Genomic DNA, 21,094 nt, shown 5'->3' on the forward strand with positions numbered 1-21,094 from the left:
CTCACACGAATTTGTCGAGCCGAAAACGCCCTCGCGCGGCGAGCATCGGCTTCCACAGGTCCCCGAGCCGCTTGACGCGCGCCGGCACGTTGTCGAGCCGGAAGTCCTCGATCTCGATGCCGCGCTCGATCTCACGCCACGTCACAGGGGTGGAAACCGCCGCCTTCGGATGCGGCCGCACCGAGTAGATCGAGGCAAGCGTCTGACCCCAGGCGTTTTGGTTGTAGTCCATCAGCACGCGGCCGCGCGGTCGCGCTGCCACGCGATACTCGGCCGTGATCAATTTCGGGTACGTCTTCGCAAGCGTGTGGGACAAAGCTTTGGCGAAGGACCAAACCTGCTTCTGCACCGGACCGCGGACGATCGGCGTGTAGACGTGGATGCCGCGCGAGCCGGTGGTCTTCGCGAACGCCTGCATTCCGAGCGCTTCAAGCGCGGTGCGCACGACGAGTGCCGTCTCGCGAACGTTTGCGAACGACGCGCCGGGTCCGGGGTCGAGATCGAAGTGCACGTAGTCCGGGCGGTCGACGTCGTCGCAGCGCGAATACCATTGGTTCAGATCGATGCACCCGAGGTTCACGGTCCACAGGAGCGACGCGATGTTCTGCACCATGGGAAAATCGATGACGCTGCCCGATGAGTGCTCAATCGTGCACAACTCGAGCCAGTCGGGGTGCGGCTGCGGCACGCGCTTCATGAAGAAGAACGGCTTGCCCGCCCCATTGGGATAGCGTTTCATCACCATCGCGCGGTCGCGCAGGTGCGGCACGAGCGCGCTTGCGACGTCGGCGTAATATTGCAAGAGATCGCCCTTGGTGATGTGGAGCGCGGGCCAAAACTGTTTTTTCAGGTTGGTCACGGTGACCGAGCAACCGTCCACGCGCAAGATCGCGTCGTTCTTATCGCGTGGGATGACGACCCGGGCTGTCATGCGGCGGCGTTTTCGCAAGGGGATTGCGAAGCCCTCGATTCGAACAACAACGCATGAAGTTCTTAGGACCGGCGGGCGCGGTGGCGCTCGCTCTTTTTATGCCCTTCGGCGCCGCGTGGGCGGCGGGCAACGTCACCTGGTCCGCCGACCCCGGGCATTCCGCGGCGGAGTTCACCGTGCAGCATCTGGTCTTCACGCACGTGCGCGGATTAATAAAGGTCGTCGGCGCGAATGTCGTGGTGCCGCAGGGCAGCCACGTTCCGGTGTCGGTCGAAGCCACGCTGGACGCCGCCAGCATCAATACGCAAAACGCCGATCGCGACAAAGATCTGCGCGGCGGCGATTGGCTCGAGGTCGATCGCTATCCGACCATCACCTTTCGAAGCACCGCCATCACGCCGGGTGACGGTGACAATTTCCAAATGGCCGGTGATCTGACGATTCACGGCATCACCAAGCCCGTGACGCTCGCCGCTCATTTCGACGGACAGGGACTAGACCCGCGCGGCAATCAGCGCATGGCTTTTTCGGCGACGACGAAGATCGACCGGCGTGATTTCGGGTTGCGCTGGGCTCAGCAGACGCCCGGAGGCAGCTTGATAGCCGGCAATGACGTCAATATCTCTTTATCTGTCGAGGCGGTCGCGCGCTAGCTACAGAGAGAAAACCCACATCGTATCAGTTGGTCTGCCGCCGCCCTCCACCGCGCCGCCGGCAGGCAGATAGAGCTTGTCGCCGACCACGGCTGCGCCGGTTCCATGCCGTCCTGCCGGCAGCGGCGCAAGCGACGACCACGAGTCCGTCTTCGGATCGTAGGCTTCGTTGTCGACGAATACGCCGCCCGGCAATTCCCCGCCGATCACGAGCGCCCGCCCGGAGTAGGCCACCGCTGCGACGCCGCTGCGCCGGGTCGGCATGCGCGCTCGCTCGCGCCAAGAGTTGCTGACGGGATCGTATTCGTCGTTGAAGTCGGTGTTGTGCGCGTGCGTGTCGATGCGGCCCGCGAGCGCGTACAGTTTGCCGCCGATGGCGACGAGTCCCATATGATCGCGCCCGACCGGCAGCGCCTTGCGGGCGCTCCACGTATTGCTCGCCGGATCGTAGACCTCGTGCGCGGTAAGGCTGCTGCCGTCGTTGCCGCCCACCACGTGGATCTTCCCGTCGAGCACCGCGACGGCCGGCGCGCCGCGCTTGGTAGGCATCGGCGCGATCGCGCGCCAGCGATCGGATGTTGGATCGTACGCCTCGCACCTGGCCGTCGCGCCGCCGCTGTCAGCGAAGCCGCCGAACACATACAGCTTTCCATTATAGCCGGCCACGCCAGCGTGGTTGAGTCCCTGCGGCAGCGGCGCGAGCACCTTCCACACGTCCGACTTCGCATCGTATGCTTGCACGCTGCGTTCGCCGAAATCGCCGCCGCCGAACCCGCCGACGACATAGATCAGGCCGCCGAGTTCCCCAACGCCGTCTTCGGTGCGCGGCAGCGGCATGCGCGCCGCATCGCGCCAATGCCCGCCGTCCGCGCTCGATGCGCCGAAAAGAATGGCGGCCGATGCGGCCGCGACGACGAATCCGAGCTTCGCTCGGAACGCTACATTATGAGGCGCTGCAGGCATCGGGAAAGTTTCGGGACGACCCTGACGAACGCCCGCCGCACACATGATTCCCGATGTCGGCTCGAAGGCGCCGGATTTCGCGGTCTTCGATAGCGAGGGCGTGCAGCGGCGCCTTTCGGAGCTTGCAAGCGCCGCTAAGCGCCTGGTGCTGGTGTCCTACCGCGGACATTGGTGACCGTTCTGCCGCCGCCAGTTGGCGGAGTACCGCGATCTTGCGCCCGAGTTCGACAAGATCGGCGCGACGATCGCCGCTTTGTCCGTGGACGATCGGCCGCGCGCCGCCGCGCTCCGGCGCGAGATGCGCCTGCCGTTTGTCGTGCTGAGCGACCCCGGCCGCAAGGTCGTCGATGCTTGGGACCTGCTCAATCCCGAAATGGGCGGCATCTCCCACAACGCCACGTTCGTGATCGAACCGGACCTCACGATCTCGTTCCGATCACTCGACAGCACGGAGGAGCGCGTCCCAGCCGCGGCGATCTTCGCCTGTCTGAGCAGCGGGCGCGCGCCGAGCCGCAGCTCCATGTGGTCGCTCGCGAACTTCGGTCGCGTCGGCCTTAGCATCCTCAAACACGGCTGGCTCACCCCGCGATCTCGCTAGACGAAGAGAGGCCCGCTCGGCGGCGCCTTGCTCTGCTGTGCTGCCGAGCTCGCGTCGCTTTGCTCGGTTTTAGCGTTCGGGTTGAGGGAAACACTACCTCAGGTCCGCTCGCGGAGCGGAAAGGGGTGAGCCATGAGGACAAGCGTTTCGCTCAACGACCTCTTGGTCGACGAGCTAAAAGACTTGTATAGTGCCGAAAACCAGATGATCAAGGCGCTGCCGAAACTCGCGAGGACGGCCGAGTCGCTCGAGTTGCGCACGGCATTCGAAGAGCACCTGGAACAAACGCGCAATCAAGTCGCGCGGCTCGAGCGGATCTTCGAAAATCTCGACGCGAGCCCAAAAGGCAAGTCGTGCGCTACGATGGAGGGACTTCTCGAAGAAGGTTCGGAGCTGATGGACCAACTGGATGGAGCGGTGCTCGACGCAGGCTTGATCGGCGCTGCCCAGAAGATCGAACACTATGAGATCGCGGCCTACGCCACGGCTCGCACGCACGCCGAGGCGCTCGGCATGGACGAAGCGGTGAGGCTTCTCGAGGAGACGCTTGACGAAGAAAAGCAGGCGGACGAGCTCCTGAGTCAAATCGCCGACCAGGTGAACTAAGGGAGGGGACCGATGGGCAATCTGCTATGGACGATCATCGTCATTCTATTCGTCTTGTGGCTCTTGGGGTTTATCATACACTTCGGCGGCGGGTTGATCCACCTGCTGCTCGTCATCGCGGTGATTCTAGTCGTCATCAACCTTCTGACCGGCCGCCGCGTCGTCTAGCGCGCGTTCCTCAAGAAATGGGCGGACGATGGCGCTCAGCTGCGCTGCGTCCGCTAGGAACCCGTCGTGCCCGTGATCGCTTTGGAACTCGACGTAGTCGGCTGACGGGCCCAGCGATGCGGCCGTTGCTTTCACTTCTTCGACCGGATACAGCCAGTCCGAGGAGATTCCGACCAGCAGCGCCGGCACGCGCCACCCGGCGGGATCGAGGTCGAACAAGTCCATCGCCTTGGTGAGGTAAAGGAAGGAATCAGGATCGAGGCGCGCCGCGAGTTTATCGCCTTGATGCTCGAGGTAGCCCTCGACGTCAAAACGCGCGTCCAGCGCGGAGCCCGGATCCTCCGCCCCACGATTGCCTCGCCTGCCGTGCCGCTGCCACAACAACGCCGCGCTCTTGTACGAGAGCATGCCGATCATGCGCGCCACGCGCAGGCCCGCGCGCCCTTCGATGCGCACCGCGGCGCGCGCCGCCGAGTTCAAGCCGATGGCCATCGGCGACATGCGGCCGGTCGCACCCACGGATACCACGCCGCTCACCGCTGACGGATACGCGGCGCCCCATTGAAGCGCTTGCATGCCGCCGAGCGATCCCCCGATCGCGACGGCGATGCGATTGACGCCCAAGCGCCGCAGCGTATCGTGCTGAGCGCGCACCATGTCCTCGACGGTGACCACGGGAAAGCGCCGCCCCCAGCGCACGCCGTCCGGAGCGAGCGACGCGGGCCCGGTGGAGCCATAGCAGCCGCCGAGCGCGTTGCAGCACGCCACGCAATAGCGATCGGTGTCGAGCAGCAAGCCTGAGCCGATCAGATCGCCCCACCATTCCGCGGCGCGTGAACTCCCCGTCAGGGCATGACAGACGAGCACCACCGGCGCCTCGTCCGCAGTGCGCCCGTACATGCTGCACGCGATGTCCACGTAGGGCAAGACGCCGCCGTGCCTGAGCGCGAAGCCTTCGGGGGGTTCGATGCGGACTGTTTCGTCGCGCGGGGTCAGCGCTGTGCGGGCAAGCGTCACGAACCGGCGGCCGAAACGATTTCTCCGCGTGCGTGACCGAGCGTGACGTCTTCCCAGATCGGATAGGAGCCGCGAGCCTCGTCCAGCGCTAGTGGAACGGTGTTCATCTCCCGTATCGGTTCGGGCGCGGCAAACCGCGCCACAGAACGGCCGCCTGCGGCGAGCCATGCGGCGATGTCGGAGACGTCGCTGAGCACCGCGGAGGCGGTCGCGTCGCGCCCGGCTCCGAGTCCGGCCATGAGCACGGGACCTGTGCAGCGCCCGACGATGCGAACCACATTTTCAACGCCCTGCGGCGCCGCAAAGGGATGGTTTAAGGGAACGAACGCGGGCGTCACCGTAGCGGCGATGCCTTCTTTCTCTCTGCGCGCGTAGGCGACGAGGCGGAGGCGCGTGCCGTCGCGGCGCGCTTGCGCGAGATCGCCTTTGGAAACGTCGCTGATGCCGCGGCGAGCGATGGAGCGCCACGCCGGCCACGCTCCGAACGCGGTGGCGGCTAAGATGGCGAGCTTGAATGCGGCGTCGACGCCCTCGAGATCAGTGCTCGCATCGGCTTCTGCGAAACCGCAGCGTTGCGCTTCGCCCAGCGCGTCGGCCAATTCGGCCCCTTCTTCCATCGCGGAGAGGATGAAATTTGTCGTGCCGTTGATCACGCCGCCGACCTCGGTGATCTCGTCGACTTCCACCAGTTGACGAAGCGTCCGCACGACGGGGATAGCCCCGCCGACGGCCGCTTCGTAGCGCAGCGCGACCCCGCGCGCAGCCGCCACTGCGCTGAGGTGGGCGCCGCGCTCCGCGATCAGTGCTTTGTTGGCCGTGACGACGTGCTTGCCGTCGCGCAGCGCGCTCTCGACGTACTCGCCGGCGGGTTCGAGCCCGCCGATGCACTCCGCGATGACCGAGACTTTCGAGTCGCACATGACGTCGAGCGCGCTCGTCGTGAGGTGTGGTTTGACGCTTTGGGGAGTGCGCGGTTTCGCAAGATCACGGACCAGCACGCGAGCGAGCGAGAGCGTCAGCCCGTGCACCACCGGTCCGCGCAAAACGCGATCGGCGACGCCCCCGCCCACAACGCCGCAACCGAGCAGTCCGATGACCATTGCCGGATGCTGCTAGTGCGTCTTCACCATGTTTATGACGTCAGGGCCGATCCCGTGGATCTCGATTATCGTCACACCCTTGCTCATGGCGAAGTGGGGCAGGCCCGCGGGAATCGCGGCAAATGCGCCGGCGGCCAGCGGGTTCATCTTCGACGCATCCCATTTGCTGCCCACGCCGACCACCAACGTTCCGCTGAGCACGGTCACTTCTTCGAGTCTCGGATGGGTGTGGGGCGGGAATTTGACGCCGTCAGCGAGTTTCAATCGCGTGGCGTATTCAGCGCCGGCCTTGGCCGGATCGCCGAAGAGCACCGCGGTCTGAACACCCTTCATACCGGGGAACGGAGCCCACTTGATGCTGTCTGCCGTCACGACGGTCGGCGCAGCGCTCATGCCGGCAGCCAGCGCGGCCGCCGCGAGCACCGTTACTAAGGAAAGGCAAAAGAACAACGACACGATACGTTGCTTCATGAACGACCCCCTAAAAAGAAAATGTGGTAAGCCGGACCTGAGTCCGGCACACCACATCGATTCGACGGCGTTCGGGTTCTTCGCCTTCAGGCGGCTTGGCGACCCTCCTCGCGATCTTGCTCCTCGAGATGGCTTGCCATGTCGATGAGCACCCAATGATTTGCGGCATCGCGCTGCACGGCCGAGACGTAGCGCTCGAAGTGTTCGGCGAGATCATCGTCCGTGGCGCCGCCGCGGACCAGATCAACGAACGTATCATCCATGACGCCGCAGCGCTCGAGGAAGCCGCTATCCATCGCGCATAGCGAGACGTATTCGCCGAGCGTGCCGGCTTGCTTGGCGCGTGCTTTGTCAGCAGCGCGACCCAACCAAGCGAATCCGCCGATCAGTTCGCGGCCGCTTCGTGGGTAGTTCTTGGTCAAGTCGAGTGTACTCATATCTTTGATATACCCACTTTTCGGGTACATCTATTATGAGGAATCCGTGAGAGCCTGCGCCTTCCCAGGTCTTTCTCAAGGCCGTCGAGTTCTAATGAGATGAGGAGCAAATTGCCATACTTATGATTGAATCCACCACCCCAACTCGTCCCATCTCTTTTCCAGGTGCAGCGCTGTGGGACGCAGTGCGCAGGCGCTGGCTGCTCATCGCAGGGATCATCGCCGCCATCGCGATCGCGGTGATCGTGATCCAAAGCGTTCGCGGCGCTTCCTCGGGTCCGCGCTTTGTGACCGCCCCGGTCCAATATGGAACGATTCATTCGACGGTCGCGGAGACGGGCACCGTCAATCCGGTGAGTCAGGTCAACGTCGGCACGCAGGTGTCGGGCACGATCACGAAAATCGAGGCCGATTTCAACTCGGTGGTGCGTAAGAACCAGATCCTCGCGGTCATCGATCAAACAAGTTTCCAAGCTGCCAACGCTCAGGCGCAAGCGGCGCTCGCTCAAGCACAAGCGGGAGCCTCTGCGCAGACCAGCGGCATCTCGCAAGCGCAAGCGACTTTCCAAGCCGCGCTGGCCACCAGCCATCAAGTCGCGGCGGGCGTCGCTTCCGCGCAAGCCGAGGTCGCGAAGGCACAATCGCAAGCCACATTGGCGGAGTTGACCGTTTCGCGAGACCGCGCGCTCCTCGCACAAGGTTACATCGCGCAGAATCAAGTCGACTTGGACGCGACGAACGCCGCGGTGGCGCAGAGATCGCTCGCCGTGGCGATCGCCACGCAGAAAGCCGCGGAGGCGCAAGCGATGGCAAGCGCCGCGCAGGCGCGTGCCGCCGCCGCTCAGACGACCACCGCCGGGTTCCAAGCACAGGCCGGACAAGCGCAGGTCGCCGCGGCGACTGGACAAGTGGCGCAAAGCACGTACAATCTTGATCGCACCATCATCCGCAGCCCGATCGACGGCGTCGTGGTATCGCGCAACGTCAGCGTCGGGCAAACCGTCGCGGCTTCGTTCACGACACCGACCTTGTTCGTCATCGCTTCCAACTTGAAGGACATGCAGGTCGACGTCTCGGTCGCGGAAGCCGACGTCGGCAACGTCCGCGCGGGCGCCGCGGCGCTGATCCAAGTCCCCGCGTTTCCGAACGTCTCCTTCAAGGGAACGGTTGCGCAAGTGCGCGTCAATCCGACCGTGACCCAAAACGTGGTCACCTACGATGCCATCGTCACGGTGCACGACGACACCGCGCGGCTCATGCCGGGCATGACGGCAAACGTCAGCATCGACGTCGGTCAGCATAACCGCACGCTGCTGGTGCCGACCGCCGCGCTGCTCTATCAGTCTCGCGCCGCAGCCGGCTCGACTTCTTCTGTGTCAAGCGCCCCCGGATCTCGCGTGCAACTCACCGTGCTGCGCAACAATCGCCCGGTCCAAGTCTCGGTCGTCATCGGGCTCAGCGACGCCAATAATGTGGAGATCGCCTCGGGTGACCTCAAAAACGGCGATCGCGTGGTCACCGCCGTGCTGCAGGGCACCCAGTCACGACCGACCTCGCCGTTCTCCGGCGGCGCCGGCCGACGCGGCGGCGGCTAGGGTCAACCGTGACGAACGTAGGAAGAGCCGAAACGCCGGTCATCCGGGTCCGCGACCTCGTGAAGGTCTACCAGTTGGGATCGGAGCCGGTGGCTGCGCTCGACGGCGTGAGCGTGGACATCGCTTCGGGCGAGTTCGTCGCGGTCATGGGCCACTCGGGCTCGGGGAAATCCACGTTCATGAACCTGCTGGGATGCCTGGACAGCCCGACGTCCGGCACATATTGGTTCGAGGGCCGCGACGTCTCCGGGCTGCCGCCCGATGCGCTCGCGGACATCCGTAGCCGGCATATCGGCTTTGTTTTCCAAGGTTTCAATCTGTTGTCGCGCACGTCGGCGCTGGAGAACGTTGAGCTGCCCTTGCTGTACTCCGGCGCCCGTGCGGACGAGCGCGGCGAGCGAGCCGCTGCGGCGCTGCGGGCGGTCGGATTGGAGAACCGTTTCTCGCACGCTCCGAGTGAATTGTCCGGCGGGCAGCAACAGCGCGTGGCCATCGCGCGCGCATTGGTCAACGAACCGTCGGTGATACTGGCGGACGAGCCGACCGGCAACCTCGACTCGCGCAGCAGCCAGGAGATCTTGCAGATCTTCCGCGACTTGAACCACTCCAAAGGCATCACGATCGTGCTCGTCACGCACGAAGCCGACGTGGCGGCATGGGCCGATCGCATCATCGTCTTCAGCGACGGTAAGATCATCGAAGACCGCCAGGCTCGCTCCGCGGATATCGCGTCGTGAATTTCGCGAGTTTGGCGATCGTCGCGTGGCAGGCGCTTCATCGCAACGCGATGCGCTCGTTCCTCACCATGCTCGGCGTCATCATCGGCGTCGCCGCCGTGATCACGTCCATGGCCATCGGTGCAGGCGCTCGCGCAGCCGTGCAGCAGCAGCTCGCGCGCATCGGCAGCAATCTCATCATCGTCGAGTCGGGAAGCGTCACGACCGGCGGCGTGCGTCTTGGGGCCGGACAGCAGCAGTCGCTCAAGGCCGCGGATGCCGATGCCATCGCCCAAGTCATCCCAGAAGTCAGCGCGGTGGCCCCGCAATCGCAGACCTCGGGCCAGGCTGTGGCCGGCAACCAGAATTGGTATACCTCAGTGATCGGCTCGACGCCCGCGTGGACGACGACCAGCAACTGGACCATGGCGCAGGGCCGCTTCTTCGATCAGTCGGACCTGAACCAAACGGCGAAGGTGGCCGTGCTTGGCCAGACCGTGGCCAACAATCTGTTTCCGAACGGCCATGCTCTCGGCAGCATCGTCATCGTCAAGAACGTGCCGTTCACGGTCATCGGCGTGCTGCAATCAAAGGGCCAGAGCGGTTTTGGCCGGGACCAGGACGATCAGATCGTGGTGCCGCTGACGTCGTTCCAGTTGCGGCTCACCGGCAACAACTGGGTCAGCGAGATCATGATCTCCGCGAATAGTCCGGATGCGGTGGCGTCCATCATCACCTCGACGCAGCGCTTGCTGCGCTTGCGCCATCGCTTGGCTTCTTCTCAGGCCGACGATTTTCAGGTGCGCAATATCTCCAACATCCAACAGGCCGCCACCGCGACCGCGGGCATTCAGTCATTATTGTTGGCGATCGTGGCGACCGTGTCGCTGGTGGTCGGCGGCATCGGCATCATGAACATCATGCTCGTGTCGGTCACGGAGCGCACGCGCGAGATCGGCATTCGCATGGCAGTGGGCGCGAAGCAGCGTGATATCATGTGGCAGTTCCTGGTGGAGGCGGTGACGTTGGCATGCGCCGGCGGCATCATCGGCATCCTCACAGGGCTTGCCGTCTCAGGACTGACGTCGCATTTTGCGGGCTGGTCACTGCTCATCCCGCCGATGGCTATCGTGCTGGCGTTCGGATTCTCCGCGCTGATCGGCATCTCGTTCGGCTTCTATCCCGCGCGCCGAGCCGCGTTGCTCAACCCGATCGAAGCCCTCCGCCACGAATAGAACCAACCCCGAGTGTAGTGCCGGGGCTTTAGCCCCGGTAATTGGAGCATTGCTGTGGAGCAGGACCTTTAGGTCCTGCTGACTCCCCGTGTAGTATCGGACCTTTAGGTCCGGTGCCCGGCGGCGGGATCTAAAGATCCCGCTCCACTCCTTTTTCGGGATCTAAAGATCCCGCTCCACACCTTCCCCGGGGCTAAAGCCCCGGCACTACATAGACTTCCGTCAGTGCACCGCGATGCCGCCCACGCAACCGGAAGTCGTGATATTGGCATCGACGAACTTGACCGGCGCGAGCGTGGAAGTGAACGCTTGCGTTGCGGTCGGCCATTCATACACTCCGAAACCCCCAACCCCGCCGCAGTCGCCGTCGTAAAGATTGCCGGCGCCGTCGAAGGTGAGTTGCGACGGGAAAGCGCTTGCGCCCATCCCGGTGCCGTCGGTCACATCCGGCGTTGCACCGGAGGTCGGACCGGCGATTGCCGCAGCGACGGTCGCAGCGTTCCATCGCACGATGCCGATATTCTCACTGCCGGCGTAAAGGTTCCCCGCGGCGTCGACCGCTATGCCCTCGGGGCGTATCGCTCCATCGAGGGTCACGCGAGAAAGCTGTCCGTTCGTGAAACCGGAGCCTTTGAGAAAGATCGTGATCGCTGCGGTACCGATGGAAACGCCTTCGTTGGCGACGTAGAGGTTGCCGGCGGCATCGAATGCGGCGCCCTCCGGAAAATTGAGGTTATTGGTCAGCGTGATGGCCGGTGTGATGTTCGCATTTCCGGTGAAGGGCCCGACATACTCCTGCATCTTGTTGCCGCTGTTGCCGCAGATCCACATGTTACCGGACGCATCGAACGAGATCCCAAACGCGCCGGTAATGCCGGTGAGCGTCAGGATGAACGCGGCCGAGCTCGTGGACGTGACCGGCGGATTGAAGGCGGACACGGTGTTGGGCGGCGCACCCGCGTTGAAGTTCACAGCGAAAAGCCGCCCCGCGGAATCGGTGGCCACGTTATAGGCTTCCGACAGCCCGGTCCCCGACGAGTTCGACAAGATAGCGAATGGGACATTGCTGCCGGTGACGGGCGCGGTGATAGCTTCGAGAGCCGGCGGCGATGGTGAGCCGCCAAAGTAGACCGTGTAGTAGACCACGTGCGGAGGCAGGCCGAAGGTGGTCGAACCCGTGTTGCAGCCTACCACGCCGACCACCACAGCCGCGATTGCAAAACCGACGAGACCCTTCATTTCAGGCTCCTTGCGGGCTTATGGAAAACTCTGTGCCCCAGGCTTTCGCATTTCCCGAGAGCACGCGCATCGCCCTGGCGTTCGCTGGTCACACGAATCTCAGGAAGGTTGAATTGACACCGGGCCGAAGCTCGCGCTAGAATTGCGCTAAGAATCTGCCGGGACGCGTGTCGGACGGGGGTGCACTGTCGTGCTCGAAGTCGGTCGGCGGGATTTCCTCAAATTAGCGGGCTTTGGCATCGGGACGGCCGGACTCACGGCGCTTGGTTTCGATAAGGCCAAAGCCGAAACGCTCAAGCAAAGCTTCCGCATCGAAGGGGCCACTGAGGCCCATTCCCTCTGCCCGTATTGCGCGGTGGGCTGCTCGCTCATCGCCTACACAAAGACCGGCGCCGACGGCAAGCGTCAGCTGCTCCAGATCGAAGGCGACCCGGACAGCCCGGTGAACGAGGGCCGGCTGTGTCCCAAAGGCGCCACCGCCATGCAATTGGCCGTGGCCGCCCGGCGCGTGGACACGCCCCAATACCGCGCCCCCGGCGCGACGGCATGGCAGGACATTTCGTGGGACGACCTGATGGACAAACTCGCGCACCGCGTCAAGGCAGCGCGCGACGCCACTTTCGTGGCGGTAGACAAAAAGGGCAACACGGTCAACCGCACCGACGGCCTCGCCTTCGCCGGCGGCGCGGCCTTCTCGAGCGAAGAGGGCTACTACGCCACCAAAATGATGCGCGGCCTCGGGGTCGTGCATCTGGAGCAGCAGGCCAGGGTCTGACACGGTCCCACGGTGGCCAGTTTGGCCGCCTGCTTCGGTCGAGGCGCCATGACCAACCATTGGCGCGACATCAAGAACACCGATCTCATCCTGATCAACGGCGCGAACCCGGCTGAGGCGCACCCGGTCGGCTTCCAGTGGTTCATACGCGCCAAACTGGATCGCGGTGCGAAGATCATCCACGCCGATCCGCGTTTCACCCGCACCTCCGCCCTCGCCGACATGTACGTGCGCATGCGCACGGGCACCGACGCCGCCTATTTCGGCGGGCTCATCAATTATGTGCTGAAGAACAAACTGTACCACGAAGACTACGTGCGCAACTACACCAACGCGTCCTTCCTCATCAATAAGGACTTCGCGTTCACCGACGGCTTGTTCAGCGGTTACGATCCGGACAAGCGCCAGTACAAGTTCGACACCTGGACGTACCAATTGGACGCGGACAAATTCGCCCTGCGCGACATGACGTTGCAAGACCCGCAGTGCGTGCTGCAGTTGATGGCCAAGCACTTCTCGCGCTACACGCCGGAGATGGTATCGAGCATCACGGGCATCACCGTGCCGCAGTTCTTGGAAGTCGCCAAACTCGTCGGCGAGATGGGCAAGCCCGACAAGGTCATGACGATCGTGTATGCCGTCGGCCTCACCCACCATACCACGGGCGGCCAGTTGATCCGGTCGGGCGCGGTCTTGCAATTGCTGCTGGGCAACATCGGACGGCCGGGCGGCGGCATGAACGCCGAGCGCGGTCACGCCAACATCCAGGGCAACACCGACCACGCGATCTCTTGGGAGATATTGCCCGGCTACCTCAAGATCCCGGCCCCGGGTCAGACCGACGTCGACGACTATGTGGATAAGAGCGCTTCCAAGAAATTGCATCCCAACGCTTGGAACTTCTTTGGGACCAACTACAAGAAGTTCATGGTGTCGCTGCTCAAGGCATGGTACGGCGATGCGGCGACCGCCAAGAACGGCTTCGCGTTTGATTGGATCCCGAAGCCGGATGGCAACGCGTCGTGGATGGTCATCCATGACAAGGCGTTCCAGGGCAAGATGCACGGGCTCATCTTGTCGGGCATGACGGCCTCGAGCATCGGGCCGGACTCCAACCGCGTCATGCAAGGCTTGGGCAAACTGAAATGGCTTGCCGTCATGGACGCGTTCCCGACCACGAGTTCGGAGTTCTGGCACGCGCCGGGGGCGGACCCTGCAGCGATTCAGACCGAAGTCTTCATGATCCCGACGACGCACTGGATCGAGAAGGACGGCTCGTTCGTCAATAGCGGGCGCTGGTCGCAGTGGAAAGACCAGGTCATCGAGCCGCAAGGCCAGGCGCGCCACGACCATTGGATCCTTGCCGAGCTGTTCGATCGCGTCAAGAAGCTCTATCAAAAGGAAGGCGGCAAGTTCCCGGACCCGATCATGGCGCTCACGCACGCCTACAAAGATCCGCTCAAACCGGAACTCGACGAGATCGCGCGCGAGATCAACGGCAAGGACCTGACCACCGGCAAGCAGATGGCGACGTTCGCCAAGTTGATGGACGATGGCACGACGACCGCCGGCGACTGGATATACGTCGGCAGTTACACCGACAAGGGCAACATGATGAAGCGCCGCAAAGGCGTACAGGACCCCGCTAAGAACGACCCGACCGGCATGGGCTTCTACGGCGAGTGGGCGTGGAGCTGGCCGCTCAACCGGCGCGTGCTCTACAACCGCGCGTCGGCCGATATGGCCGGCAAGCCGTGGGATCCCAAGCGTCCGGGCATCAAGTGGAACGGCGCCAAATGGGTCGGTGACGTGCCCGACTACCCGCCGAAGATGGACCCGGCGGACCCCAAGGCGTGGCTGCCCTTCATCATGACCGGCGAAGGCACCGGCCGGCTTTTCTCGGGCAGCTCGCTGCTCGACGGGCCGTTCCCCGAGCACTACGAGCCGATGGAATCGCCCGTGCTCAACCCGCTGCATCAAAAGCAGTCGGAATCGCCGGTCGCGTTCATCTATAAAGGCACGAAGAAGAGCTTCGGCAAGGTCGATGAGTTCCCGTACGTCGCGACGACGTACCGGCTGACCGAGCACGAGCATTACGTCACGCAAAACGTGCCGCTGCTCGTGGGTCTGCAGCCGGAAGCTTTCGTCGAGGTGCCCTCGGAACTCGCGAAAGAGAAGAACATCCAGAACGGCGATCGCGTGCGCGTGTGGTCGAAACGCGGAAAGATCGAGACGCTCGCGGTCGTGACCCCGCGGCTTGGCCCGCTCATGATCGCCGGCAAGAAAGTTTATCAGATCGGCATCCCGATCCACTGGGGCTTCGTCGGCATCAAGACGGGAGACCACTGGCTCGCCAACGCGTTGACGCCGTTCGTCGGTGAAGCGACGACGCGCACGCCCGAGTTCAAGGCCTTCCTCGTGAATATCGCGAGGCTCGGATGATACAACAAACCACGCAACTGAGCGATGGCCGGCGGCTGCGCAGTCAGGCGCTGCGCGAACGCTATCCGTTCGCGGCAGAAATGCTGACGCTCTACGAAGCGCTCCTCGACGCTCAGCTGAATTGTGGTATACCGGACTTCACCTCTGGCGCGACGGCTTCCGCGATCGCCGTGTACGCGGCCGAAGAAATGATGCCGCGCGTGGTGGAAGCCACAGCGGCCCATGGGCCTGCGCATCTCGCCGCGGCGGTGAGCGAGCGCTTCGCGCTTGGCGGACTGGTCGACATCACCGCGCGCTGGCTGACGGATGATGAGCTTTCACCGCTGGACCGCTACCTCGCCCGCGCGGCCACGCAACCCGTGCTCGAGGCGTTGGGCGGCGCGGCGTCGATCTGGCCGGAACAACCGGAAGACGAACGGCGCTGTCCTGTCTGCGGAGGTCTTCCGCAATTGGCCTACTTCGAGGTCTCCGGCGAAGCGCTCGTAACCGGACCTCGCCGTCTGCTGTGCGCGCGCTGCTCCAACGTCTGGACGGCGCAGCGCCTCACCTGCATTTCGTGCGGCGAACAGTCGTCTGAGCGTTTGCCCGTCTTCCGCGAAAAGGACAACTTCCCGCACGTCCGCGTCGACGGATGCGAGACGTGCAAGCGCTATGTGCTCACCATCGATCTCTTAAAGGATATCCGAGCCGTCCCCGTCGTTGACGAACTCGCGGCGCTGCCGCTTGACCTCTACGCGCAGGAACGCGGCCTGACCAAAATCATGCCGAACGTTCTGGGGAACTGATCATGGCAAAACAGGTCGGCTTCTTGACCGACGTCAGTCTTTGCATCGGCTGCAAGGCATGCGAGGTCGCATGCAAAGAGTGGAATCAGCTTGCCGGCAACGAGCCTGCCTTCAAGGAAGGGCTCGACAATACCGGAGACCTCGACGCCGAGAATTGGCGCCACGTCAAGTTCATCGAGCAAGAGACGCCGGAGAATCCCAACAAGCCGGTCATGCTGCACATGATGAGCGACGTGTGCAAGCATTGCGCGGATGCGCCGTGCCTCAACGTGTGCCCCACGAACGCGATCGTGCGCACGGAATTCGACACCGTCTACATCAAGCAGGACACGTGCAACGGATGCCGCGACTGCATCTCGGCGTGCCCGTACAGCGTCATCGGCTTCAGCAAGGCGACCGGCACGGTGCACAAGTGCACGTTCTGCTACGACCGCCTGCAAGCGGATTTGAAACCCGCCTGCGCCACGGCGTGCCCGACTCAATCCATCAAGTTCGGCGACTTGGCCGACATGCGCGCCGAAGGGGTGGCGCGAGCCGAGACTCTCAGAGCCCAGGGCCACGAAAAGGCGCAAGTCTACGGCGACAAAGAGTACGGCGGCCTGCACTCCGTGTTCGTGCTGATGGACAAGCCCGAGGTCTACGGCTTGCCGAACGCCGCCAACGCGGTGACGTTGAACAAAGGCAACAAGCCCGGCTACTTTGGGATGCTCGCCACGGCGGTGATCGGAGCGATCGTCGGGCTGGTCGCGCTGCGCAACAACGGCATGCGCAAGGACAAACAAGCCCAATGATGCCCGAGCATTTCGTCCGGCCGCCCGATTGGGGCTGGTGGATCCTGCTCTACTTCTTCTTTGGCGGACTCAGCGGCGGATCGTACACGCTCGGGACGCTGCTGCGGCTGCGCGGATCGGCGCAAGACTCCGGCGTTGCGCGCACGGCGTTTATCGTCAGCTTTGTCACCCTGATCCTGTGCCCCATCTTCCTGACCATTGATCTCGGCAGACCAGATCGCTTCTCGCACATGCTCTTCGGCGACAACGGCATCATGTTCAAAGCGTGGTCGCCGATGTCGGTGGGCGCGTGGGCTCTGCTCATCTTCGGCATCTTCTCGTTCTTCTCGTTCCTCGAATCGCTCGAGCAGGACGGCAAGCTGAAAACTCGCGTCTTCTCCGGATTGCTCGGCGGCGCGTTCGGCAAGCTGTTCATGCTCGTGGGCTCGGCTTTCGGCTTGTATATCGCAGGCTACACCGGCGTATTGCTCAGCGTCAGCAGCCAGCCTGTGTGGAGCGACACCTGGATGCTCGGCGCGCTGTTCATCGCTTCGGCGCTCTCGGGCGCCGCGGCCGCGATCGCGTTAGCGGCGCCCAAGCGCGCGGACGCTGCCGCATCGGAAGACACGGTTCACCGGCTGGCCAGCGCCGACAGCGGCTTCATCGTCTTGGAATTGATCGTGCTGGCGTTGTTCCTCATCACGCTCGGCAGCGTGGCGGCACCGGTGATCGGCGGCGGCTACGGGATCCTGTTCTGGGTCGGGGCGGTGGCGCTCGGCATGCTCGTGCCGCTCATCGCGCACTGGTTCGCGCGCAGCACGTCGCCGGCTTTGATATTCTCACTCGTGCTGCTGGGCAACCTGGCCCTGCGCGCAGTCATCATCTTCGCCCCGCAAAGCTAGCTTTGCAGGCTCGTTTGGGCCTGCAGGACGCGGCTGAGTTGGTCGCGGTCGACCGGCCTGCCGAACAAGTAGCCTTGCATGAGATCGCAACGCTCCTGTTCGAGGAACGTGGCTTGTTCTTCTAGCTCGATGCCCTCGCCGACGACCGCCATGCCGAGGCCGTGCCCCAGTCCGATCACGGCACGCGCGATCATGTTGGATTCCATGCGCGTGCCGATGTCCTTGACGAACGAGCGGTCGAGCTTCAAGTGCGACGCGTTGTACTGCGTCAGATACGCGAGCGAGCTGTAGCCCGTGCCGAAATCGTCGATCGCGACGTTGGCACCCATGGCGCGCAGCTCGTTGACGACTTCGACGGTCTTCTCGGGCTTGCTCATCGCCTCGCTCTCGGTGATCTCAAACGTCAACTTGGAGAGATTGATGCCTGTCGGGTCGACGATGCGCTTGATCCTCTTGGTGAAATCTTTCTGCACGAACTGACGGCCGGAAAGATTGAGGGCCATGCCGAGATCCAAATATCCCTCGCTCTCGAACTCGCGAATCGTCGTGCATACCTGATGCAGCACCCACTCGCCGATTGGCTCGATCAGTCCGGTGTCGACTGCGATGCCGAGGAAGCGGGCCGGCGCCAGCAAGCCATGTCTCGGATGCTGCCAGCGCAAGAGCGCTTCAACGGAGTCGAACTCGCGCGTACCGCTCCGTACGATGGGCTGGAACACCAAACGCAGTTCGTCCCTGTCGAGCGCTTGGCGAAGGTCGTGCTCGATCTCCAGATGTTCTAGGGCCTCGGAGTGCATGGATTGCGCGAAGAAGCGGAATGTGTCGCGGCCAATCTCTTTGGCCTTGTACATCGCCGCGTCGGCATTGCGCAGCATCGTTTCCGCGTCGGTGCCATCGAAGGGGTAGACGCTGACGCCGATGCTGACCGAGAGTTGGAACTTGCGCTCACCCAGTTCAAAAGGCTGACGGCATGTCTCCATAATGCGTTCAACGGCAGGAGTGATGTTGTCGACCGAGCCCGCATCCGAGAGGACCACGATGAATTCGTCCCCACCTGATCGCGCGACGGTGTCTTCTTGGCGCACGCTGCTCACCAAGCGGCCCGCGAGCGTGACGAGCACCTCGTCGCCGGCGCCGTGCCCCATCGTGTCGTTGATGCTCTTGAAATGGTCCACGTCGAGGAAGAGCAGCGCCACGTGGTCACTGCGCCGGGCCGCAAGAGCGATCGCCTTCTCCAAGCTGCGGCGCAGCAAGAGGCGATTGGGCAGATCGGTCAGAGGATCGTGGACCGCGAGGTAGCCCAGCCGCTCTTCGGCTCGCCGCTGGTCGGACATGTCGGTGATGGACACCACCACGCCGTTGAGTTTGCCGGAGTGGTCGTAGACCGGCGCGGCTGCGCCCGACACGATGACGCGCGGACGCGTCGGCGTCTGGATGATGAACTCCTGATGGGGCGTGGCCTTGCCGGTGGAAAGCGCGCGCGTCAGAATGCCCTCGGTCGGCGGCATCGGCTCGCCGGTGATCTTGAAGAATTTCCAGGTCGACGGAAGTCCTTTCACGCCGATGGTGCGCTGCAGATCCACGCCGGCGATCGCGGCGGCCGCGCTGTTGGCTTGCCGAATCGTGCGATCGGCGGTGAAGAACAGCAGCCCTTCGCTTGCGCACTCGAATATACGGCTCAGTTTGTCCTCGCTCAGGTGCAACTCGCGCCTGGCCCTCAGCACTCCGATCGCCATGCTTAATTGGCCCGCGATCGCGCCGGCGAACAACGCTATGTGTTCTGCCGGGATTGCCTTTGCCGGCACGGCCAAGAGCAATCCGACGAGTTGCTCGGCGATCCGCAGGGGCACGACCAACGCCGAGTCCAGCGATGCGGCGCGAAGCACGCTCTGAGCGGGTCCCTTTCCTTTAGCTCGCAGCGCTTTTGCAATTTTCACACGGCTGATGCTCTGCATCAAGCCCGCGTCGTGGACTGATTTGATCAACGCGGCCTTGTTCGCGAAGCCGTACTGGGCCAGGAGCTCGGAGTCGCCCTTCTCGTCGCGACTGAAGAGAGCCGCTTTGACGATGCCGCCCGAGCTGAGGCATTCCTCGAATGACTCGCTTGGTAATGCCGTGACGTCGGGATCCATCAGCCGTGCAGCGCATTGACCAAGCGCCGACAACTCGGCCTCGCGCAGCGACAAACGCTTCAGAAGGTCGGCGTTGAGGCCGGGGGGTCGCTTGCCGCGCTTGACGACTCGTCGAGCGCCGGGCGCTCTCATCCCCGTTTCCTCGGCGCTCTTCGCTCTCCAATACGTTCACCGGCACGACGCTGCCGGATAAGGCCCAGGGCGAGGGCGATGGCTTCGGAGACCAGTTCGATGAAGTGGTCGTAGTACTCGTCCACCGGTTGCATGGGCACCGTCACCAACGCGCCTGCCAGCGAGCCTTCGAGCAGCAACGGCGTCACCGTCATGCGCGCGCAGCCGGCGCCGCGCATCACCGCGGCGTCCGCGCCCTTAGCTCCCTCGGCCTTCAGCGTCGTCGGGCCGCTGCGGCGTGCGAGCTTCGACAGAAGATCCGGGTGGTTGAAGAACGTCGCGAGACCGGCGCGTTTTCCGATCGGACCGAAGCGCGTGGTCAGCTCAAAAGAGTCGCCGCGAGAGAGCGCAAAAATGGCGCCTGATTCGATGCGTGCCGCGGTCATGCAGTCGGCCGCCAGGGCATCGGGAATCGCTTTTGCCTTGGTCGTCGTGACGAGCTTGGCGGCGCCCGCCAAAAACGCGAATCGGATCTCTTGAACGGCAAGGCGGCGTATGAGGCGGGCGTTCAACTCGGCTTGCAACTCGGCTTGGCGCAGCTTCCTCGCCGAAAAATCGCTCAGCTCGATCGGTTTGTCTGGAGCGCGCGCCCTGGATCCAGGCGACGTGATCGCACGAGCGACGGCGTTCACCAATCCTTGAGACTGCGTAGAGCGGACCACGAGCTCGCTTGCCCCTGCCCTCTTTGCGAGGTCTTGGTCCTCCGGGTCACCGATGACGGCGGAGTACAACAGCACGGGGATGTGCGAGAGTTTGGGATCGCGGAGCACGGCCTCGCACAAACCGAGCCCGTCAAGCCCGGGCATGAAGACATCCGAGACGACGGCTTGCGAAGGTTTCTCGCGCAAAGATTTGAGAGCCTCGAGTCCGTTGGCCGCCCCGCGGGTCGCAAACCCGGCGGCCTCGAGGCTGAAGCGCGTGAGCTTCAACTGGAGCGGGTTGTCGTCCACCACGAGGATGGTCTTCGCGCCGGCCACCACCCCGGCGAAGCCAAAGGAATGGGGTAGGTAGGTGCGCACGACCTCGATGAGCCGCGCGATTTCGACGGGCTTGGCCAAGAAGTCGACAAAGCCGACCTGCACGGCCTTCGCGAGGTCGAGCGCCGGCTGCAACCCGGACATCGCCACAACCGGCAGGCGATCGCCGCCAGGAATGGCGCGATAGTCGCGTGCGAGTTGAATAGCGTCCGTGTCCTCGATCATGAGATCTTGGATGATGAGGTCCGGCAGGGATAACCGAGCGAGGGCCAGAGCTGTGGCTCCGCTGGATGCTTCCTTGACCAAAAAGCCTTCCTTCTCGAGCGCGATCCGGCAGAGCTTCCGGACGATAGCGTTCCCCTCGACCAGGAGGATGGTCGACGGCGCTGTTGTCTTCGCTTGCGACGCCAC

Annotated in this window: 21 protein-coding genes and 1 pseudogene; 13 read left to right on the forward strand and 9 right to left on the reverse strand. The window is 63.7% G+C overall.

Annotated features, from left to right (window positions below):
* Position 1: 1 nt before the first annotated feature.
* Entirely contained in the window at positions 2-931 is a 930-nt protein-coding gene (gene ligD / locus VN934_12145; GenBank protein ID HXM19543.1) for a non-homologous end-joining DNA ligase, read from the reverse strand.
* 53 nt (positions 932-984) lie between these two features.
* Here ligD and VN934_12150 point away from each other — a divergent pair, with 53 nt between their 5' ends.
* On the forward strand, positions 985-1,584 hold the full coding sequence (locus tag VN934_12150; protein ID HXM19544.1) for a YceI family protein: 600 nt from the start codon (positions 985-987) through the stop codon (positions 1,582-1,584).
* Here the strand turns inward: VN934_12150 and VN934_12155 are convergent, their stop codons facing one another.
* Positions 1,585-2,547 carry a kelch repeat-containing protein gene (locus VN934_12155; protein ID HXM19545.1) on the reverse strand — a complete coding sequence of 321 codons (963 nt, stop codon included), beginning with the start codon at positions 2,545-2,547 and terminating at the stop codon, positions 1,585-1,587.
* A 43-nt stretch (positions 2,548-2,590) separates the two neighbouring features.
* On the opposite strand from VN934_12155, the gene VN934_12160 reads away from it, so the two are divergent.
* From VN934_12160 to VN934_12175, 4 genes and pseudogenes are all read left to right on the forward strand, one after another.
* Positions 2,591-2,722: a hypothetical protein gene (locus VN934_12160; GenBank protein HXM19546.1), complete on the forward strand. Its 132-nt coding sequence runs from the start codon at positions 2,591-2,593 to the stop codon at positions 2,720-2,722.
* A 12-nt stretch (positions 2,723-2,734) separates the two neighbouring features.
* Positions 2,735-3,145: pseudogene (locus VN934_12165) on the forward strand (redoxin domain-containing protein).
* A 132-nt stretch (positions 3,146-3,277) separates the two neighbouring features.
* A complete protein-coding gene (locus VN934_12170; protein ID HXM19547.1) occupies positions 3,278-3,751 on the forward strand; it encodes a ferritin-like domain-containing protein in 474 nt (157 codons plus the stop codon).
* A gap of 12 nt (positions 3,752-3,763) precedes the next feature.
* Positions 3,764-3,919 carry a lmo0937 family membrane protein gene (locus VN934_12175; protein ID HXM19548.1) on the forward strand — a complete coding sequence of 52 codons (156 nt, stop codon included), beginning with the start codon at positions 3,764-3,766 and terminating at the stop codon, positions 3,917-3,919.
* Here the strand turns inward: VN934_12175 and metX are convergent.
* The 4 genes from metX to VN934_12195 all read right to left on the reverse strand — a co-directional run bounded on the left by metX (position 3,878) and on the right by VN934_12195 (position 6,944).
* Positions 3,878-4,936 (reverse strand): homoserine O-acetyltransferase, encoded by a 1,059-nt coding sequence (metX, locus tag VN934_12180; protein ID HXM19549.1) that lies wholly within the window; start codon positions 4,934-4,936, stop codon positions 3,878-3,880. The genes VN934_12175 and metX overlap by 42 nt on opposite strands.
* Complete coding sequence (locus tag VN934_12185) at positions 4,933-6,036, reverse strand: homoserine dehydrogenase (GenBank protein ID HXM19550.1); 1,104 nt, start codon at positions 6,034-6,036, stop codon at positions 4,933-4,935. The genes metX and VN934_12185 overlap by 4 nt, the downstream gene beginning before the upstream one ends.
* A 12-nt stretch (positions 6,037-6,048) precedes the next feature.
* Entirely contained in the window at positions 6,049-6,507 is a 459-nt protein-coding gene (locus VN934_12190; protein HXM19551.1) for a cupin domain-containing protein, read from the reverse strand.
* An 86-nt stretch (positions 6,508-6,593) separates the two neighbouring features.
* Positions 6,594-6,944, reverse strand: a complete 351-nt coding sequence (locus VN934_12195) for a DUF5069 domain-containing protein (protein HXM19552.1) — start codon at positions 6,942-6,944, stop codon at positions 6,594-6,596.
* 122 nt (positions 6,945-7,066) lie between these two features.
* On the opposite strand from VN934_12195, the gene VN934_12200 reads away from it, so the two are divergent.
* The 3 genes from VN934_12200 to VN934_12210 are packed head-to-tail and all read left to right on the forward strand — an operon-like array spanning position 7,067 to position 10,490.
* Positions 7,067-8,539 (forward strand): efflux RND transporter periplasmic adaptor subunit, encoded by a 1,473-nt coding sequence (locus tag VN934_12200; GenBank protein HXM19553.1) that lies wholly within the window; start codon positions 7,067-7,069, stop codon positions 8,537-8,539.
* Positions 8,540-8,547: 8 nt separating this feature from the next.
* The gene (locus VN934_12205; protein HXM19554.1) at positions 8,548-9,276 is read left to right on the forward strand and encodes an ABC transporter ATP-binding protein; all 729 of its coding nucleotides are present in this window, start codon (positions 8,548-8,550) and stop codon (positions 9,274-9,276) included.
* Entirely contained in the window at positions 9,273-10,490 is a 1,218-nt protein-coding gene (locus VN934_12210) for an ABC transporter permease (GenBank protein HXM19555.1), read from the forward strand. Before VN934_12205 ends, VN934_12210 begins: the two co-directional genes overlap by 4 nt.
* Before the next feature lie 222 nt (positions 10,491-10,712).
* Here VN934_12210 and VN934_12215 read toward each other — a convergent pair whose 3' ends face one another.
* The gene (locus VN934_12215) at positions 10,713-11,729 is read right to left on the reverse strand and encodes a hypothetical protein (protein HXM19556.1); all 1,017 of its coding nucleotides are present in this window, start codon (positions 11,727-11,729) and stop codon (positions 10,713-10,715) included.
* A 190-nt stretch (positions 11,730-11,919) separates the two neighbouring features.
* Here VN934_12215 and VN934_12220 point away from each other — a divergent pair, with 190 nt between their 5' ends.
* From VN934_12220 to nrfD, 5 genes are read left to right on the forward strand one after another with little or no spacing between them, the layout of a single operon-like run.
* Positions 11,920-12,504 (forward strand): hypothetical protein, encoded by a 585-nt coding sequence (locus VN934_12220; protein ID HXM19557.1) that lies wholly within the window; start codon positions 11,920-11,922, stop codon positions 12,502-12,504.
* A gap of 12 nt (positions 12,505-12,516) precedes the next feature.
* Positions 12,517-14,946 carry a formate dehydrogenase-N subunit alpha gene (gene fdnG, locus VN934_12225; GenBank protein HXM19558.1) on the forward strand — a complete coding sequence of 810 codons (2,430 nt, stop codon included), beginning with the start codon at positions 12,517-12,519 and terminating at the stop codon, positions 14,944-14,946.
* Entirely contained in the window at positions 14,943-15,731 is a 789-nt protein-coding gene (gene fdhE / locus VN934_12230) for a formate dehydrogenase accessory protein FdhE (protein HXM19559.1), read from the forward strand. The genes fdnG and fdhE overlap by 4 nt, the downstream gene beginning before the upstream one ends.
* A gap of 2 nt (positions 15,732-15,733) precedes the next feature.
* Positions 15,734-16,522 carry a 4Fe-4S dicluster domain-containing protein gene (locus VN934_12235; protein ID HXM19560.1) on the forward strand — a complete coding sequence of 263 codons (789 nt, stop codon included), beginning with the start codon at positions 15,734-15,736 and terminating at the stop codon, positions 16,520-16,522.
* Positions 16,519-17,403 (forward strand): NrfD/PsrC family molybdoenzyme membrane anchor subunit, encoded by an 885-nt coding sequence (nrfD, locus tag VN934_12240; protein HXM19561.1) that lies wholly within the window; start codon positions 16,519-16,521, stop codon positions 17,401-17,403. Before VN934_12235 ends, nrfD begins: the two co-directional genes overlap by 4 nt.
* Here the strand turns inward: nrfD and VN934_12245 are convergent.
* Both VN934_12245 and VN934_12250 read right to left on the reverse strand, forming a co-directional pair.
* On the reverse strand, positions 17,400-19,667 hold the full coding sequence (locus tag VN934_12245; GenBank protein HXM19562.1) for an EAL domain-containing protein: 2,268 nt from the start codon (positions 19,665-19,667) through the stop codon (positions 17,400-17,402). The two genes, nrfD and VN934_12245, sit on opposite strands and share 4 nt — an antisense overlap.
* A complete protein-coding gene (locus VN934_12250) occupies positions 19,664-21,094 on the reverse strand; it encodes a response regulator (protein ID HXM19563.1) in 1,431 nt (476 codons plus the stop codon). Before VN934_12250 ends, VN934_12245 begins: the two co-directional genes overlap by 4 nt.

It is taken from the genome of Candidatus Tumulicola sp. (assembly GCA_035601835.1).
Classification (GTDB): Bacteria; Vulcanimicrobiota; Vulcanimicrobiia; order Eremiobacterales; family Eremiobacteraceae; genus DATNNM01.